The organism is Parvimonas parva (assembly GCF_045866535.1).
Taxonomy (GTDB): domain Bacteria; phylum Bacillota; class Clostridia; order Tissierellales; family Peptoniphilaceae; genus Parvimonas; species Parvimonas parva.
Genome location: NZ_AP038371.1, coordinates 637,836 through 653,545 on the forward strand (window position 1 = coordinate 637,836; position 15,710 = coordinate 653,545).

General features: G+C 27.2%; 14 protein-coding genes. All 14 read left to right on the plus strand.

Annotated features, from left to right (window positions below):
• Positions 1–38 precede the first annotated feature (38 nt).
• Entirely contained in the window at positions 39–2,066 is a 2,028-nt protein-coding gene (recG, locus tag ACKTSI_RS03335; protein ID WP_407863089.1) for an ATP-dependent DNA helicase RecG, read from the plus strand.
• 110 nt (positions 2,067–2,176) lie between these two features.
• Entirely contained in the window at positions 2,177–2,755 is a 579-nt protein-coding gene (locus tag ACKTSI_RS03340; RefSeq protein WP_288868189.1) for a hypothetical protein, read from the plus strand.
• A 128-nt stretch (positions 2,756–2,883) separates the two neighbouring features.
• Positions 2,884–3,597 carry a UMP kinase gene (gene pyrH, locus ACKTSI_RS03345; RefSeq protein WP_288979757.1) on the plus strand — a complete coding sequence of 238 codons (714 nt, stop codon included), beginning with the start codon at positions 2,884–2,886 and terminating at the stop codon, positions 3,595–3,597.
• A 2-nt stretch (positions 3,598–3,599) separates the two neighbouring features.
• The gene (gene frr, locus ACKTSI_RS03350; protein ID WP_288979746.1) at positions 3,600–4,157 is read left to right on the plus strand and encodes a ribosome recycling factor; all 558 of its coding nucleotides are present in this window, start codon (positions 3,600–3,602) and stop codon (positions 4,155–4,157) included.
• The gene (locus ACKTSI_RS03355; protein WP_288868728.1) at positions 4,157–4,873 is read left to right on the plus strand and encodes an isoprenyl transferase; all 717 of its coding nucleotides are present in this window, start codon (positions 4,157–4,159) and stop codon (positions 4,871–4,873) included. Before frr ends, ACKTSI_RS03355 begins: the two co-directional genes overlap by 1 nt.
• Complete coding sequence (locus tag ACKTSI_RS03360) at positions 4,873–5,655, plus strand: phosphatidate cytidylyltransferase (protein ID WP_407863090.1); 783 nt, start codon at positions 4,873–4,875, stop codon at positions 5,653–5,655. Before ACKTSI_RS03355 ends, ACKTSI_RS03360 begins: the two co-directional genes overlap by 1 nt.
• Positions 5,655–6,689, plus strand: a complete 1,035-nt coding sequence (rseP, locus tag ACKTSI_RS03365; protein ID WP_288979741.1) for an RIP metalloprotease RseP — start codon at positions 5,655–5,657, stop codon at positions 6,687–6,689. The genes ACKTSI_RS03360 and rseP overlap by 1 nt, the downstream gene beginning before the upstream one ends.
• Positions 6,689–7,747: a flavodoxin-dependent (E)-4-hydroxy-3-methylbut-2-enyl-diphosphate synthase gene (gene ispG, locus ACKTSI_RS03370; protein WP_068472510.1), complete on the plus strand. Its 1,059-nt coding sequence runs from the start codon at positions 6,689–6,691 to the stop codon at positions 7,745–7,747. The genes rseP and ispG overlap by 1 nt, the downstream gene beginning before the upstream one ends.
• A gap of 1 nt (position 7,748) precedes the next feature.
• Positions 7,749–12,044, plus strand: a complete 4,296-nt coding sequence (locus ACKTSI_RS03375) for a PolC-type DNA polymerase III (protein WP_068472508.1) — start codon at positions 7,749–7,751, stop codon at positions 12,042–12,044.
• A 123-nt stretch (positions 12,045–12,167) separates the two neighbouring features.
• Positions 12,168–12,440 (plus strand): 30S ribosomal protein S20, encoded by a 273-nt coding sequence (gene rpsT, locus ACKTSI_RS03380; RefSeq protein ID WP_068472506.1) that lies wholly within the window; start codon positions 12,168–12,170, stop codon positions 12,438–12,440.
• A gap of 121 nt (positions 12,441–12,561) precedes the next feature.
• Positions 12,562–13,773, plus strand: a complete 1,212-nt coding sequence (locus ACKTSI_RS03385; protein ID WP_407863091.1) for a glycosyltransferase family 4 protein — start codon at positions 12,562–12,564, stop codon at positions 13,771–13,773.
• A gap of 100 nt (positions 13,774–13,873) precedes the next feature.
• Complete coding sequence (locus ACKTSI_RS03390) at positions 13,874–14,287, plus strand: rhodanese-like domain-containing protein (RefSeq protein WP_407863092.1); 414 nt, start codon at positions 13,874–13,876, stop codon at positions 14,285–14,287.
• A 253-nt stretch (positions 14,288–14,540) separates the two neighbouring features.
• Positions 14,541–15,227, plus strand: a complete 687-nt coding sequence (gene ispD, locus ACKTSI_RS03395) for a 2-C-methyl-D-erythritol 4-phosphate cytidylyltransferase (RefSeq protein WP_201275850.1) — start codon at positions 14,541–14,543, stop codon at positions 15,225–15,227.
• Position 15,228: 1 nt separating this feature from the next.
• Positions 15,229–15,702, plus strand: a complete 474-nt coding sequence (gene ispF, locus ACKTSI_RS03400) for a 2-C-methyl-D-erythritol 2,4-cyclodiphosphate synthase (protein ID WP_068472477.1) — start codon at positions 15,229–15,231, stop codon at positions 15,700–15,702.
• Positions 15,703–15,710: the final 8 nt, after the last annotated feature.

The following is a 15,710-nucleotide window of genomic DNA, read 5'->3' on the forward strand; positions in this document are numbered from 1 at the left end:
TTAAAAAGTCCGTAAGGACTTTTTTTGTAAGGAAAGTTATGCAATTAAAAGATATAAAGGGAATAGGAGAGAAAAAATTAGCTCTTTTAAATAAACTTGGAATTTTTAATGTAAATAATTTGTTGGAATATTATCCTTATTCGTATATTGATATGACTAGATTTAAAAAGATTTCTGAGATTACAGAAGAGGGAAACTATTCATATCGACTTAAAATTATTTCTTTAATGGAAAATAGAAAAAAGAGAAATATTAAAGTTACAAAGTTTTTAGCGATGGATGAAGAAATGAATTATTGTACGATAGTTTATTTTAATAATAATTTTATTTCGAAAAATTTAAAAATAAATAATGTATATGAAATGTACGGTAGAGCAAAATTACTTGGTAAAAATGTAGAAATTCAAGCTCCGACAATGCAAAATAAAGCTAATATTGTTGGAAGTGTTATTCCACAATATCATCTTTGTAAGGGTATTTCCAATTTAGATATTGTAAAAATTATAAAAAATTTATTAAAAAGTAAATCTTATTTTAAAGAAAAATTACCTGAAAATATTTTAAAAGAATTAAATTTAGAAAGTTATGATAATGCAATTAGGAATATACATTTTCCAAAAGATAATCAAAGTTTTTTAAAAGCTAAAAAAAGACTTTCTTTTGATGAAATTTTTTATTTTCAACTAGCTATGAAAAAACTAAAAAGAAATAAAGTCAATGCAATTAATTTTGCAATAAAAAAAGAAACTTTTGAATTTATCAATTCATTAAAATTTAAACTTACAAAATCACAAAATAAAGTTTTAGATGATATTTTTAGAGATATGTCAAGTGATAAACAGATGAATAGATTAATTCAAGGAGATGTTGGTTGTGGGAAGACAATAGTATCATTCATTGCTATGTTTAATGTTGTAAAAAATGGATTTCAATCAGTTTTAATGGCTCCAACTGAAATTTTAGCAAGGCAACATTTTGAAAATGCTAAGGAACTTTTTGAAAAATATAATATAAAATTTGAATTACTTGTCGGAAGTTTGAAAGAAAGTGAAAAAAAGAAAATTTATGAAAAAGTTGAAAGTGGGGAAGTTGATATTGTAATAGGAACTCATGCAGTATTTCAAGAAAAAGTTATTTACAATAATTTAGGACTTGTAATTACAGATGAGCAACATAGATTTGGAGTTAAACAAAGACTTTTACTTTCTAAAAAATCTCAAAACCCTGATATTTTAGTAATGAGTGCAACGCCTATTCCAAGAACTGTTGGACTTGTTATGTTTTGTGATTTGGATATCTCGACAATAGATGAATTACCAAGTGGACGTGGAAAGATTAACACCTACTTTGTAAATGAAAGTTATGAACAAAGATATATTAATTTTATAAAAAAACATATTGAAGAAGGTCGTCAAGTATATATAGTTTGTCCACTTGTTGATGAAAGTGATACAATGGAATTGCAATCGGTTATAAACTTGTATGAAAGACTGAAACAAAAATACTTTCAAAATATAGAAATTGAATTTATTCATGGAAAAATGAAACCTGTGGATAAAGATGAAATTATGAAAAATTTTGAAAGCGGAAAGATAAAAGTTTTGGTAGCCACAACTGTAATTGAGGTTGGTATAAATGTTCCAAATGCAAATATAATGGTAATTTATAATGCAGAAAGATTTGGACTTAGTCAATTACACCAACTTAGAGGAAGAATCGGACGTGGAAGTTATGAAAGTTTTTGTATCTTAGTTAGTAATAAGAGAAGTGAAAATTTGAAAAAACGAATGGAAATTATGTGTTCATCAACAGACGGATTTTATATTTCCGAGCAGGATTTTTTACTTAGAGGTTATGGAGATATTCTAGGATATCGACAATCGGGTGAAGCAAGATTTAAAATGATTGATATTCAAAAAGATTATGAACTTTTAAAACTAGCTATAAAGTATGTTGATGATATTTTAAAAGATGACTTTGAATTTGAAAAGGAAGAAAATCAAATTTTAAGAGAAAATGTAAATGAATTTATCGAAAACTTAAATAACAATATTATTATGAATTAGACAAATGTTTTATTTGTCTTTTTTTTAACACTTTTTTATAATATTTATTATTGATTTCAGTTTTACTAGGTGATATAATAAAGAAAATTATATGTGGAGGTTAGATAATAATGAAAAAATTTTTTAAAATTTTAAGTTTTTGTTTGTGTACTTTGTTTATTTTTTCATCTTGTAAAAGTTCTTCTAATGTTGGAGTTGAAAAATTAAAAAATAAAGTGTTTTCAGCAAACGATAATGGAAGTATTGGATTTCCCATGGATAAAGTTAATATAAAGTATCCGGATTATTGTTGGAACAAATATTCCGGAGTTATAGTTGATAAAAATGGAAAGGTTTTTAAAAAACCAAGTAAAGATGAGGCTTTTTTTGAAGCTTTTAATCCAAAGATAGAAGTTAAAAATGGTAAAAAATATATAAATGCAGATAGTAAGTTTTATCCTAATGATAGATTTGAACTTAAAGATGAATTTACGATTTTAGATACTCTTTTAGGAATAGAATATGTTGATATTGTAAATAAATATGGAATAGAATACGATAACAATGAGTATTTAACTGAATACAAAGAAGCAAAACAATTAGCTAAAAATTATAAAGAAATAGTTAAAGACATAGAAGATAGTAAGAATGAATTACCTTCAAAAATTAAAGCTGAAATAGAACGTGAAATGGAAATAGATAGAGATTAAAATATTTTATAAAAAGATTGGAATAATATTTCAATCTTTTTTGTTGCATTTAAAAACTTGCTTTAAATATTGAAAAAATTTTGAAAAAATGGTAAACTTAAAGTAAGAATTTAAAGGAGATAAACTTTATGGATTTAGATTTTAAAAGAGTAGTTATTAAACTTAGTGGAGAGGCTTTGTCCGGTGGAATAGGACATGGACTTCATGATGAAACAATCGAAAAAATTTGTAAATCAGTAAAAGATGTATATGATTTAGGAATTCAAATTTGTATTGTAGTTGGTGGTGGTAATTTTTGGAGAGGTCGTTCAAGTGAAAATATAGAACGTTCAACTTCAGACCACATGGGTATGCTTGCAACAATAATAAATTCTCTAAGATTACAAGCTACATTGGAGAATTTAGGAATACCGACAAGAGTTCAAACAGCAATTAATGTTCACGAAGTTGCTGAGCCTTTTATAAAAAGAAAGGCGGAAAGACATCTTGAAAAAGGCAGAATAGTTATTTTTGGTGCTGGTACAGGTATGCCATATTTTTCAACAGATACAACTGCAGCTTTAAGAGCTGCTGAAATGAATGCAGATGTTATTTTACTTGGTAAAACAGGAACAGATGGTGTTTATGATTGTGATCCAAATAAATTTGACAATGCAAAGAAATTTGATGAACTAACATATATTGAAATTTTAAATAGAGGTTTAGGTATAATGGACGCTACTGCGACTTCTCTTTGTATGGATAATAATATTCCACTTGTTGTATTTGGAATTGATGACCCTGAAAACTTGGTTAGGGTTGCAAAGGGAGAAAAAGTAGGAACAATTGTAAGGGGGAAATAAATATGTATAAAGAAGTAATTAATGAATTAGAAAGAAAAATGTCAAAATCAATAGAGGCTTATGAAACAGAATTGACAACTGTTAGAGCTGGAAGAGCAAATCCTGCTATTTTAGATCAATTTACTGTTGATTATTATGGAACAGAAACACCGATTAAACAAGTTGCATCAATTTCAGTTCCGGAGGCTAGATTATTAGTAATTCAACCTTGGGATGCATCTTTAATAACTCCAATAGAAAAAGTTCTTTTAGCATCAAATTTAGGAATTACGCCTTCTAATGACGGAAAAGTTATAAGATTACCTTTCCCTGCATTAACTGAAGATAGAAGAAAAGAGTTGGTTAAGGTTGTTAAGGGATATAGTGAAAATGCAAAAATTGCTATTAGAAACTTAAGACGTGATGGAATTGATAAATTAAAGAAAATGGAAAAGGATAAAGAAATCAGCGAAGACGAATTAAGACAAGCTGAAGAACAAGTTCAAAAAGTTACAGATAAGTTTACTAAAGAAGTAGATGATATTACAAAATCAAAAGAAAAAGAATTAATGGAAATTTAATGAAAGATATAGATTTTGAAAATATACCAAGACATATTGGTATAATTATGGATGGGAACGGACGTTGGGCAAAAAACAGATTTTTGCCCAGAATTGCCGGACATAAAGAAGGAATGAATAGAGTTGTAGATATAGTTGAAGAATGTTGTAAGATAGGGATAAAGACTTTAACTTTATATGCTTTTTCAACTGAAAATTGGAAAAGACCTGAAGAAGAAGTAAAGGGTCTTATGAATATTTTAGTTATCTATATAAACTCTCAGTTAAAAAGAATTTTAGAAAATAATATAATTTTTAGAGTAGTTGGAGATTACAGTAAATTACCAAGCTCTATTGTCAAATTGTTAGATGATAGCATAGAAAAATCAAAGGATAATACAGGAATGGTGTTAAATATTGCTCTTAATTATGGTGGAAGAGCCGAAATAATTTCTTCTATAAAGAAATTATACGAAGATATTTCTGATGGTAAATTTTCTGTTGATGATTTAAATGAAGAAACTTTTAAAAATTATTTATATACTAAAGAAAATTCTGATGTTGACTTAATTATAAGAACCGGAAATGAAAAAAGAATAAGTAATTTTTTGATTTATCAAATGGCTTATTCTGAATTTTATTTTACAGATATTTTATGGCCGGAGTTTTATGCTGAAGATTTGTATGATGCTATATATGATTTTCAAAATAGGAATAGAAGATTTGGGGGAATTTAATGAATAGTTTTATTAATAGAACTATAAGTGGTGCTTTGATGTTAATAATATCTTTTATTTGTATTTATCTTAAAGGGTATGCATTAGTTGGATACTCTATGGCTATTACTATTTTATGTTTAATTGAATTATTTAGGGCTTTTAAGTTAAACGATGTGTTTATGATTGGTTTTAGCTTAATATTTTCTATGGGAATGTTGTATTCTATAAGTATTTCAAATGAAAATTTAGTTTTAACTTTTTTTGCATCATATTTTCTTATTATTTCCATATATTACTTATTTTTTAATAAAATGAGTATTGAAAACTTAGGTAGATTATTATTTTCTTTTATCTATATTTCAGTACCTATGGGAGTTTTTTTGAAGTTAGGTTATACTAATCTTTTATGGATAGTATTTTTAATTTCTTGGGGAACTGATACATTCGCATATTTATTTGGAATGATTTTTGGCAAACGCAAATTATGTCCAAGTATAAGTCCTAAAAAAACTATTGAAGGTGCTTTAGGTGGAATTTTCGGTTTACTAATATTGTTAAATTTATTTAATTACTTTGTGTTAAAAAATAATATTGTTTTTGTAACTCTATCAGGAATAATTCTTTCAATAGTTGCACAAATCGGAGATTTATTTGCATCAAAAATAAAGCGAGAAATGGGTATAAAAGATTTTAGCAATATTATTAAAGGACATGGTGGATTTTTAGATAGATTCGACAGTATTGTTTTTGTAACTCCTTTAGTTTACATTGTGTTTTATATATTTGGAGGTAATATTTAATGATTATAAAGATAATAGTAGCACTGTTGGTGTTTATGGTCGTAGTTGTTGTTCATGAATTTGGTCATTTTATTTTTGCTAAAAGAGCAAAGATAAAGGTTAATGAGTTTGCAGTTGGAATGGGTCCTAAAATTTTTGGAAAACAAAAAGGTGATACTCTATATTCTCTTAGAGCTTTACCGCTTGGTGGTTTTTGTGCTATGGAGGGTGAAGATGAAGGAGAAGAAGATACAGAATTAGATTTTTCAGAAAGAGGGCATTTCAACGGAGCGACTCTTGGAGGGAGAATTTTAACTATTTTTGCAGGACCTTTATTTAATTTTATTTTAGCTTTTGTAATACTTTTTACTTTGTTTGCTATTAGAGGGCATCAAACAACTACAATAGAAAGTATTATGAATAATTCTGTAGCACAAAAATATGGAATACAAGCAGGAGATAAGATTTTAAGTATCGGCGAAAATAAAATAAATTCTTGGAAAGATATTCAAACAAGCTTATCAAAATTAGATAAAGAAGAAACTACGGTTAAAGTGCTTAGAAATAATGAAGAAAAAGAAATTTCTTTAAAGTTTGAGAATAAAAATGAAAAAGTTTTAGGAGTTAGTTCAAAACTTGAAAGAAATTTATTAGTTTCTGTAAAAGAAAGTTTTAATACATTCTTTTATTTTATAAATTCTATGTTTGATATTTTAAGACAATTATTTACAGGAAAAGTAGGAGTTGGACAGCTTTCAGGTCCTATTGGAGTTGTAGGAGCAATAAGTAGCGCTGCAAGTAATGGTTTGTATTCATTACTATACATTACAGCTTTTTTAAGTGTAAACTTAGGATTTATAAACTTATTACCTATACCTGCTTTAGATGGTGGTAGATTAGTTTTCTTATTTATAGAGCTAATTTTAGGCAGACCTATTTCAAGGTCAAAAGAAGGTCTTGTTCATACAATAGGTTTTATATTTTTAATGGGTCTTATATTATTCGTTTCTTTTAAGGATGTATTAAGACTTGGAGTTTTATTTGGAGCAAATTAATGGAAAGAAAAATAACAAAGAAAATTTTTGTGGGGAACGTGCCTATTGGAGGTGGTTCTCCTATTTCTATACAATCAATGACAAATACAATCACTAAAGATGTATTTGCTACAGCTAGACAAATTAATGAATTTACAAAAGAGGGCTGTAATATTAGCCGTTCTGCTGTTAATGATTTAGATGATGCTTTAGCTATTAAAAAGATAAAGTCTTTGACTACAATACCATTTATTGCAGATATTCAATATGATTATAAACTTGCAATAATGGCTGCTGAAAACGGTGCTGACTGTTTAAGAATTAATCCGGGAAATATCGGAGGAAGAAAAAAAGTCAAAGAAGTAGTTGAGTGTTGTAAATATCACAACATTCCAATAAGAGTTGGAGTTAATTCCGGCTCTGTAAATCAAAAATTTATAGATAAATTTGGTGGAGTTAATAAAGAATCTATCGTTTATAGCGCATTGGACCAAGTTGAATTTTTAGAGTCATTAAATTTTGACCAAATAAAAATTTCTATAAAATCAAGTAATGTACCTATTTGTGTAGAGTCTTATGAATTACTAAGTAGTTTATGTGATTATCCATTACATTTAGGAATTACTGAGGCAGGGCCAAGTTTTAGAGGCAGTATAAAATCCTCTGTTGGTCTTGGAATAATTTTAGCAAAAGGGATAGGAGATACAATTAGAGTGTCTTTAACTGGAAATCCTGTTGAAGAAGTTAAAGTAGGTAAAGAAATTTTGCGTTCACTTGGACTTTTAAGAGATGGAATAGATTTAATTTCTTGTCCTACTTGTTCAAGAACTAAAATAGATTTAATAAATATTGTTGAACAGGCAGAAAAAGAATTAAAACATGTAAAGAAAAATTTGAAAATTGCCATAATGGGTTGTCCTGTAAATGGACCTGGAGAGGCTAGGGAGGCTGATTTAGGAATAGCAGGAGGAAATGGTAAAGGACTTATTTTCAAAAAAGGTCAGATTATTAAAAAAGTTGAAGAAAAAGATTTATTATCTGAGCTTATTAATGAAATAAATAATTATACGGAGGAATAATATGTATAGGAGTTTAAAAAGTTTTTATTTTTCACGTCGAAAAAATTACAGCTTATCAGAAGATTTTATAATTGATGAGTTTGTTTTTGGTGATGAAAAAATAAGTTTTAAATTACTTACAAACTCTGATGATATTGGTATAGAAGAACTTGTGGTTTTAGATGAAGAACTTCATGAATTATTCAATGGTAAAGAAGTTGAATTTTCAGTTCAGACTTTTTCTAATGCTGAATATCCTTATGAATATTTTTACTATATAAATTACGATGAGTTCGTAAATGAAACTCAAAGATTATTAAAAAATCATGGTTTTTCTCTTACTAATAATGATAGAATAAATTTTTTAGAAGATTATATTGAAATTTTTATTTCAAATTCAATTTATAGATTTAAACTTGTTTCTAATTCTTTTGTAAATGACTTAAAAGACTTTATTTCAAAAAAATTTACTGAAAATGTAGAAATTTTTATGCTTAATTCTTTGGATATTCATGAAGAAAAATCTGCTGTAAAATTTGAAGATAAATTAGAAAACAAGTTAAAAGAAATTCAAAAAGAAAATGAAATAAAAGTTGAAAAGGCAAAAATTAATAAAGAAGTTATTGAAGAAAATAAAGAATTTAAAATTGGTAGAAAAATTTCTGATAAGGACCCAATTTTACAAATTATAGATTTAGACCAAAATAGTGGTTTTTGTAAAATTCAAGGTAGAGTATATGATTTGGAGATTAGAGAGCTTAAAAGTGGTAAAAAATTAGCTTTATTTGATATTGAAGATGATACTTCTGCTATGAATTGTAAATTATTTTTAGATGATAAAATATTTTCTATGTTTAATGACAAAATAAATTCTAAGTCTATTGAAAAGGGAATTTGTGTACTTGCTACCGGTAGAGTTGAATACGACCAATATGCTAGAGGAATTTCTATGATGATTAATAGTATGGAAATTGCTCCTAATAAGGTTTATGTAGATAAGGCTCCTGAAAAAAGGGTTGAACTTCATTTAAATTCACAGATGAGTGGTCTTGACGGTTGTGTTGATTTACAAGTTTTAAAATCAAGATTATCACAAATGGGACATACTGCTATTGGTGTTACAGATATAGGAGTTGTTCAAGCCTATCCGCAAATGATGGATTTATTTGGAAAAGATGATATAAAGGCTCTTTATGGTCTTGAATTAAACTTATTAGAAGATAATCCTAGAATTTTATATAATTATAAAGATGGAATAAGTTTTGATACGTTTGTAGTTTTTGACATTGAAACAACAGGACTTTCACATCTGAAAAATAATATTACAGAAATTGGGGCAGTTCGTGTTGAGAACGGGAAAATTGTTGAAGTTTTTAATGAACTTGTAAATCCACAGCAAGAAATATCTCAAGAAATTACAGATATTACTGGCATTACAAATGAAATGGTAGCAGACAAACCTTTAATAAATGAAATTATGCCTAAGTTTTTAGAATTTTCTAAAGATGCTGTTTTTGTCGCACATAACGCAGAGTTTGATATTTCATTTATAAAAACTAATTGTAAAAGACTTTCTCTTGATTTTGACCCGACTTTTATTGATACAATGGGCTTTGCAAGAGCTGTTTTACCACAATTAAAGAATCATAAACTTAATACATTATGTAAAGAGCTTGGAGTAAAATTATTGAATCACCATAGGGCAAGTTTTGATGCTGAGGCTTGTGCAGGTATTCTTTTAGAGCTTATAAAAATAATTGAAAAACAAGGAAAAGTTTTTGATGAAAATATAAATAATATTGAAACTAAATGGCCTGTTGCAAAAAATATTTCATATAATTCAATAATTTATGTAAAAGAGATGAAAGCTTTAAGTGGTTTTTACAAAATGGTTTCTGAAGGTTTGATGAAATATTTTAGAAAGGTTGCAGGTTTTCCAAAATCAAGATTAGAAGAATATAGAGATGGCCTTTTAATTGGTTCAGGAAATTGGAACGGAGAACTTTTTAATGCTTTTATTGAAGGAAAAAGTGAAGAAGAAATTTTAGAAATTGCAAAATTTTATGATTTTTTTGAAATTCAACCAATATCAAATCTAAAACATTTATATAACAGAGGAAAAGTTTTAGAACTAAATGATTTAAAAGAAATAAATAAAAAAATTTTTGAACTCGGTAAAAAGTTAGATAAATTAGTTGTTGCAACTGGAAATGTAAAATATTTAGATAAAGAAGATTATCTTTTTAGAAATGTAATTTTATATGGACAAGGAAATAGAAATCTTGAAAGAGAAGGAGCTTTTTATTTTAGAACTACGAATGAAATGCTTGAAGAATTTTCTTATCTTGGTAAAGAGACAGCTTATGAAGTTGTAGTAAAAAATACAAATCTTTTTAAAGATATGTTAGAGGATATTTTACCAATACCAAATGGAACATTCCCTCCATTCATTGAAGGAGCAGATGAAGAACTTAGAAAAATTTGTTATGACAAAGCTAAATCAATTTATGGAGAAAATTTACCTAAAATTGTTGAGGATAGGCTTGAAAGAGAGCTAGGCTCTATAATAAAGAATGGCTATGCCGTTTTATATATCATTGCACAAAAACTTGTTTGGCGTTCGAATGATGACGGATATTTGGTAGGATCAAGAGGTTCTGTTGGTTCTTCTTTTGCCGCTACTATGTCAGGTATAACAGAAGTAAATCCTCTTATACCACATTATATTTGTCCTAATTGTAAACATTCAGAATTTCATGATGAATATAGTGGACAATCTGGAGTTGATATGCCGGATAAAGAATGTCCACATTGTAAAACAAATATGATTAAGGAAGGGCATGATATTCCTTTTGAAGTTTTCTTAGGTTTCGACGGAGATAAAGAACCTGATATAGACTTAAACTTTGCTGGAGAATATCAACCGACTTGCCATAAATATACAGAAGAATTATTTGGTTCAGATAAAGTTTATAGAGCAGGAACTATTGGTACAATTTCTGATAAAACTGCTTTTGGATATGTTAAAAAATTTGTAGAAGAAAAAGAATTATCTTTGACTTCAGGAAATATGAAAAGATATGTAAGAAAATTAGTAGGGGTTAAAAGAACGAGTGGACAACATCCCGGTGGGGTAATGATTGTTCCACATAATAAGGAAATCTATGATTTTACTCCAATACAATATCCGGCCGATGATCCAACTTCTGAAACAAAGACAACTCACTTCAGTTATAAATCTATAAGTGGTAGAATTCTAAAACTTGACTTACTTGGACACGATGTTCCAACAATCATAAAACATTTAGGAGATTTAACGGGAGTTGACCCTTTAAATATTCCAATGGACGACAAAGAAACTTTAAATATTTTCTATTCTACAGAAAGTTTGAAATTTATTGATGATAAATATAAGGACGGAGTAGGAACACTTGGGATACCTGAATATGGTACAAATTTTGTAAGACAGATGTTACTTGATACAAGACCGAAAACTTTGACAGAGCTTATAAGAATTTCCGGTTTATCACATGGAACGGATGTATGGCTTGGAAACGCACAAGAGCTTATAAAACAAGGAATACCTTTAAATGAAACAATATGTACAAGAGATGATATAATGACATTTTTGATTTTTAAAGGACTTGAAAATAAACGTTCATTTAAGATAATGGAAACAGTAAGAAAGGGAAAAAATCTTGACGAAGAAACTGAAAGTTATATGAGAGAAAATGGAATACCTGAGTGGTATATCGAATCTTGTAAAAAAATAAAGTATCTTTTTCCTAAAGCACATGCTGTTGCTTATGTAATGATGAGTTATAGAATTGCATATTTTAAAGTTCATTATCCTGAGGCTTTTTATGCAACATACTTTACAACTAAGATAGAAAATTATCCGGGTAATTTAATTTATAAAGGACTTTCTGCTATACAAGCAAAGATGAAAGAAATTTCTGAACTTGGAAAGTCTGCATCTAAAAAGGAGCAGGACGTTTATGATATTCTTGAAGTTGCCGAAGAAATGTATCTTCGCGGAATAGTTGCGAGTAAAGTTGACTTAGAAAAATCACATTATTCAAAATTTTTAATCGATGGTAAAGGAAAAATTTTACCACCATTTAGAGCTTTGGACTTTGTAAGTGATGTAAACTCTAACTCTATTTATGAAGAAGTTAGAAAGTTACCTTTTATTTCTATTGAAGATTTTCAAGAGAGAACAAAGATAAATAAAAATGCATTAGAATCATTAAAAGAACATGGAGTATTAAATAAATTACAACAAACTAATCAAGTTAGTTTATTTGATTTAATGTAGATATAAAGAACTGAAATTTTTTAAATTTTGGTTCTTTTTCTTTATTAAATTATGAAAAAAAGACTTGAAAAGTTTATATGTTTGTAGTATAATATTAATGTTATTTTTGAGGAGGTGAAAAGAATGGCAAATATTAAATCAGCACTTAAGAGAATAGATGTTACTAAGAAACAAACTCTTAAAAATAAAAGTAGAAAATCTGAAATAAAGACTTACATTAAGAAATTCAATGTAGCTTTAGAAGAAAGTAATTTAGAAACTGCTAATGAATTATTAAAAACTATTGATAAGAGACTTAAACAAGCTACAGTTAATAGTGTTTTTCATAAAAATGCTGCTTCAAGACAAGTTAGTAAATTAAGCAAGAAATTACACCAAGCTTCAACACAAGCGTAAATATAGTGTGTATGGATCCAACACATTATATTTGCTCCGTGTGGAGCTTTTTTTTTACTTTTTTATATGAGTATGATATAATTTTAGACAAATAGTATTTTAGTTATAGAGAGGTGCTTAATTGAAAATTTTACATTTAATTAGTCAGTATCCTTCAAAAACTGGCAGTGGAATATATTTGACACAAGTTTATAAAAATTTTAAAGCTATGGGTTTTACACAAAAAGTTTTATGTTGCATGAATGAAGATGACATTATAAAGGTTAATTTTGATGATTATGAAGTAATAAAATTTAAAAATGAGAAATTACCGTTTCCTGTTGTTGGAATGAGTGATGTAATGCCTTATGAGAGTTTTCTTTTTTCTAATTTGATTGATGAAAAATTAGAAAGCTATATCGAGGTTTTTAAAAATAAAATAAAAGAAGTTGTAAATGAATTTAATCCTGATATAATTTTTACAAATCATCTATATATTATGTCATCAATAGTTGCTAGTTTAAAACTTAACTTTAAAATTTTTGGATTTTGTCATGGGACTTGTCTAAGGCAATTATATAAAAATGATATTCATAAAAGTTTTATTTGTGAAAATATTTCAAAACTTAGTGGTATTTTTTGTTTATCCGAAAAACAAAAAGAAGAAATAATTGAGATTTTTGGATATGATAAAGATAAAATTTATGTTATAGGTGGAGGATACGACCTAGAATACTATTATGAAAAAGAAAATAAAAAATATGATGAAAATTCTAAATTAAAATTAATTTATGCAGGGAAATTTAGTAGAGCTAAAGGTGTAATATATTTATTAAAAGCATTCGAAAAAATAAAAGATAAATATAATATAGAATTGATTTTAGCTGGAAGTGGAACCGGTGAAGAATATGAAGAAATTATTTCCTACTCAAATAAATTGTCTGATTATGTAAAACTTTATGGTTATATGACTATGCAAGAAATATCTGATTTATTTAGAGTATGTGATATATTTGTAATGCCTTCATTTTATGAAGGTCTTTCACTTGTAACAATAGAGGCAATGGCTTGTGGATTAAATGTTGTTATGAACGAACTTGAAAATTTTATAACTTTTGTTGGAGAAAATATAGTTAAGTCTAAAAATATTGAATTTGTAAAAATGCCAAGCTTATATGATACAGATAAAATTATCGAAAGTGAAGTTGAAGATTATATAGAAAGATTAAGTAAGGCTTTAGAAAATCAAATAAATAATCTATATAAAAATAATTTTGAAAAAGATTTTTCATCTAAAATCATGCAATTTAGTTGGGAAAATATATGTAATAACATAAAAAATGTTATAATATAAAAAATTTTTATCAATAAATATTATAAATAAGGAAAATTAATTTTACTTTATTCTAAATTTATGATATTATCTTATTGATTAAAAATTAGGAGGTAAATTGATGAAAAAATTATCAAAAATTTTACTTTTATCATTAGTTACTGCAACTACTTTAGTAGGTTGTGGAGCAAAGAATGACACTAAAACTACTGATAAAAAACAATCAGAAACAAAAAGCGATTTAGTTAAAGGTGATGTTCTTTTAGAAGAACAAAAGAAAGGTGCTACAGTTATTGACGTTAGAAAACCTGAACAATATAACGAAGGACATATCAAAAACGCTATAAACATTCCTTTAGCATCAATCGAAAAAGATATTGAAGCTAAAGCACCTAAGAAAGATACAAAAATCTTCTTATACTGCAATACTGGTAAACAAAGTGGACAAGCATTCGAAAAATTGAAAAAAATGGGTTACACTAACGTAAGCAATGCACAAGGTGTTAAACAATATAAATATGACCTTGTAAAATAGTTTATTGAATATTTTATTTAGTAGAAAAGTGGTGTTAAGACATCACTTTTTTGTTTACTGTAAAATAAAAAGGTTTAGAGGAATAAATTATCATGTAAAGCTATAATTCTTATTTTATAAGTAATATTTAATAAAATAAAGTTTAATTTTACAATATGGGTTACAATATGGGATTTTAATTAATTGACAAATTTTTACATAAAATATAGAAAATAAATTGCAAATGTGGTACAATATAGGTCGAGGTGAAATTATGGCAAAACGAATTTCTGTTATAATTACTGCTGCTGGTTCTTCTAGTAGAATGGGGATTTCTACAAATAAAATTTTTTTAGATTTATGTGGAATTTCTGTTATTGAAAGAACTATTAATGCTTTTGTCGATATACCTGAAGTGGTTGAGATTATTTTGGTAACTAAAAAAGAATTTTTTAAAGATTTTGAAAAAATTATTAATAAAATTTCTTTAGATATAAAATTGGTTGAGGGAGGTTCTTCAAGAGAAGAATCTACTTTTAACGGACTTTTAAATGTGTCTAATTTTTCAGATTTTGTATTGTGTCATGATGGGGCTAGACCTCTTATTAGTAAGAGTGTTATTTTAAATGTTATAAATGAGCTGAATGGTTACGATGCAGTTATAACTGGTGTTAGGTCTAAGGATACTATGAAATTCGTTTCTTATGAGTTAGAAGTTATTTCTACTCCGGATAGACGTTCTTTGTTTAATATTCAAACGCCACAGGCTTTTAGAAAAAATATTATTTTAGATGGATATAAAGAGTTTTTTAGTGAAAATTTTTTTGTTACAGATGATTCCTCAATAGTTGAAAACTTAGGTATTAAAGTAAAACTTGTAGAAGGTGAATATTCTAATATAAAGATTACAACTATGGAAGATGTTTTTTATGCAAGAGAATTGTTAGAAAGAGGTATTTAGTATGAGAATTGGACTTGGTTTTGATGTTCATGAATTGGTTACCGGAAGAGATTTGATAATTGGTGGAGTTAAAATAGAACATGAAAAAGGTCTTTTAGGTCATAGTGATGCTGATGTTTTAGTTCATGCCATAAATGACGCAATTATTGGTGCTTTATGTTTAGGAGATATTGGAAAGTTATTTCCGGATAACGACCCTAAATATAAAGATATAGATTCATTAATAATGACTAAAGAAGTTGTTAGGTTGATGAAAGAAAAAGGATATAAAATTGGTAATGTTGATAGCGTTATTTGTGCACAAAGACCTAAACTTGCCGGTTTTATTTTACAAATGAGAGAAAAAATTTCAACTGTTTTAGAAACAGATATTGAAAATGTAAGCATAAAGGCTACTACAACAGAACATTTAGGTTTTGAAGGTAGAGAAGAGGGAATTTCTTCTCACGCAGTTGTATTGCTTGAAAAAATTTAAGGAGGAAA

Bases quoted from the DNA above. Each gene is read 5' to 3' on its own strand.
- rseP (WP_288979741.1), top strand. From the start codon at position 5,655: ATGATTATAAAGATAATAGTAGCACTGTTGGTGTTTATGGTCGTAGTT.
- rpsT (WP_068472506.1), top strand. From the start codon at position 12,168: ATGGCAAATATTAAATCAGCACTTAAGAGAATAGATGTTACTAAGAAA.
- ACKTSI_RS03360 (WP_407863090.1), top strand. From the start codon at position 4,873: ATGAATAGTTTTATTAATAGAACTATAAGTGGTGCTTTGATGTTAATA.
- ispD (WP_201275850.1), top strand. From the start codon at position 14,541: ATGGCAAAACGAATTTCTGTTATAATTACTGCTGCTGGTTCTTCTAGT.
- ispF (WP_068472477.1), top strand. From the start codon at position 15,229: ATGAGAATTGGACTTGGTTTTGATGTTCATGAATTGGTTACCGGAAGA.
- recG (WP_407863089.1), top strand. From the start codon at position 39: ATGCAATTAAAAGATATAAAGGGAATAGGAGAGAAAAAATTAGCTCTT.
- ACKTSI_RS03355 (WP_288868728.1), top strand. From the start codon at position 4,157: ATGAAAGATATAGATTTTGAAAATATACCAAGACATATTGGTATAATT.
- ACKTSI_RS03390 (WP_407863092.1), top strand. From the start codon at position 13,874: ATGAAAAAATTATCAAAAATTTTACTTTTATCATTAGTTACTGCAACT.
- ACKTSI_RS03340 (WP_288868189.1), top strand. From the start codon at position 2,177: ATGAAAAAATTTTTTAAAATTTTAAGTTTTTGTTTGTGTACTTTGTTT.
- ACKTSI_RS03375 (WP_068472508.1), top strand. From the start codon at position 7,749: ATGTATAGGAGTTTAAAAAGTTTTTATTTTTCACGTCGAAAAAATTAC.
- ispG (WP_068472510.1), top strand. From the start codon at position 6,689: ATGGAAAGAAAAATAACAAAGAAAATTTTTGTGGGGAACGTGCCTATT.
- pyrH (WP_288979757.1), top strand. From the start codon at position 2,884: ATGGATTTAGATTTTAAAAGAGTAGTTATTAAACTTAGTGGAGAGGCT.
- frr (WP_288979746.1), top strand. From the start codon at position 3,600: ATGTATAAAGAAGTAATTAATGAATTAGAAAGAAAAATGTCAAAATCA.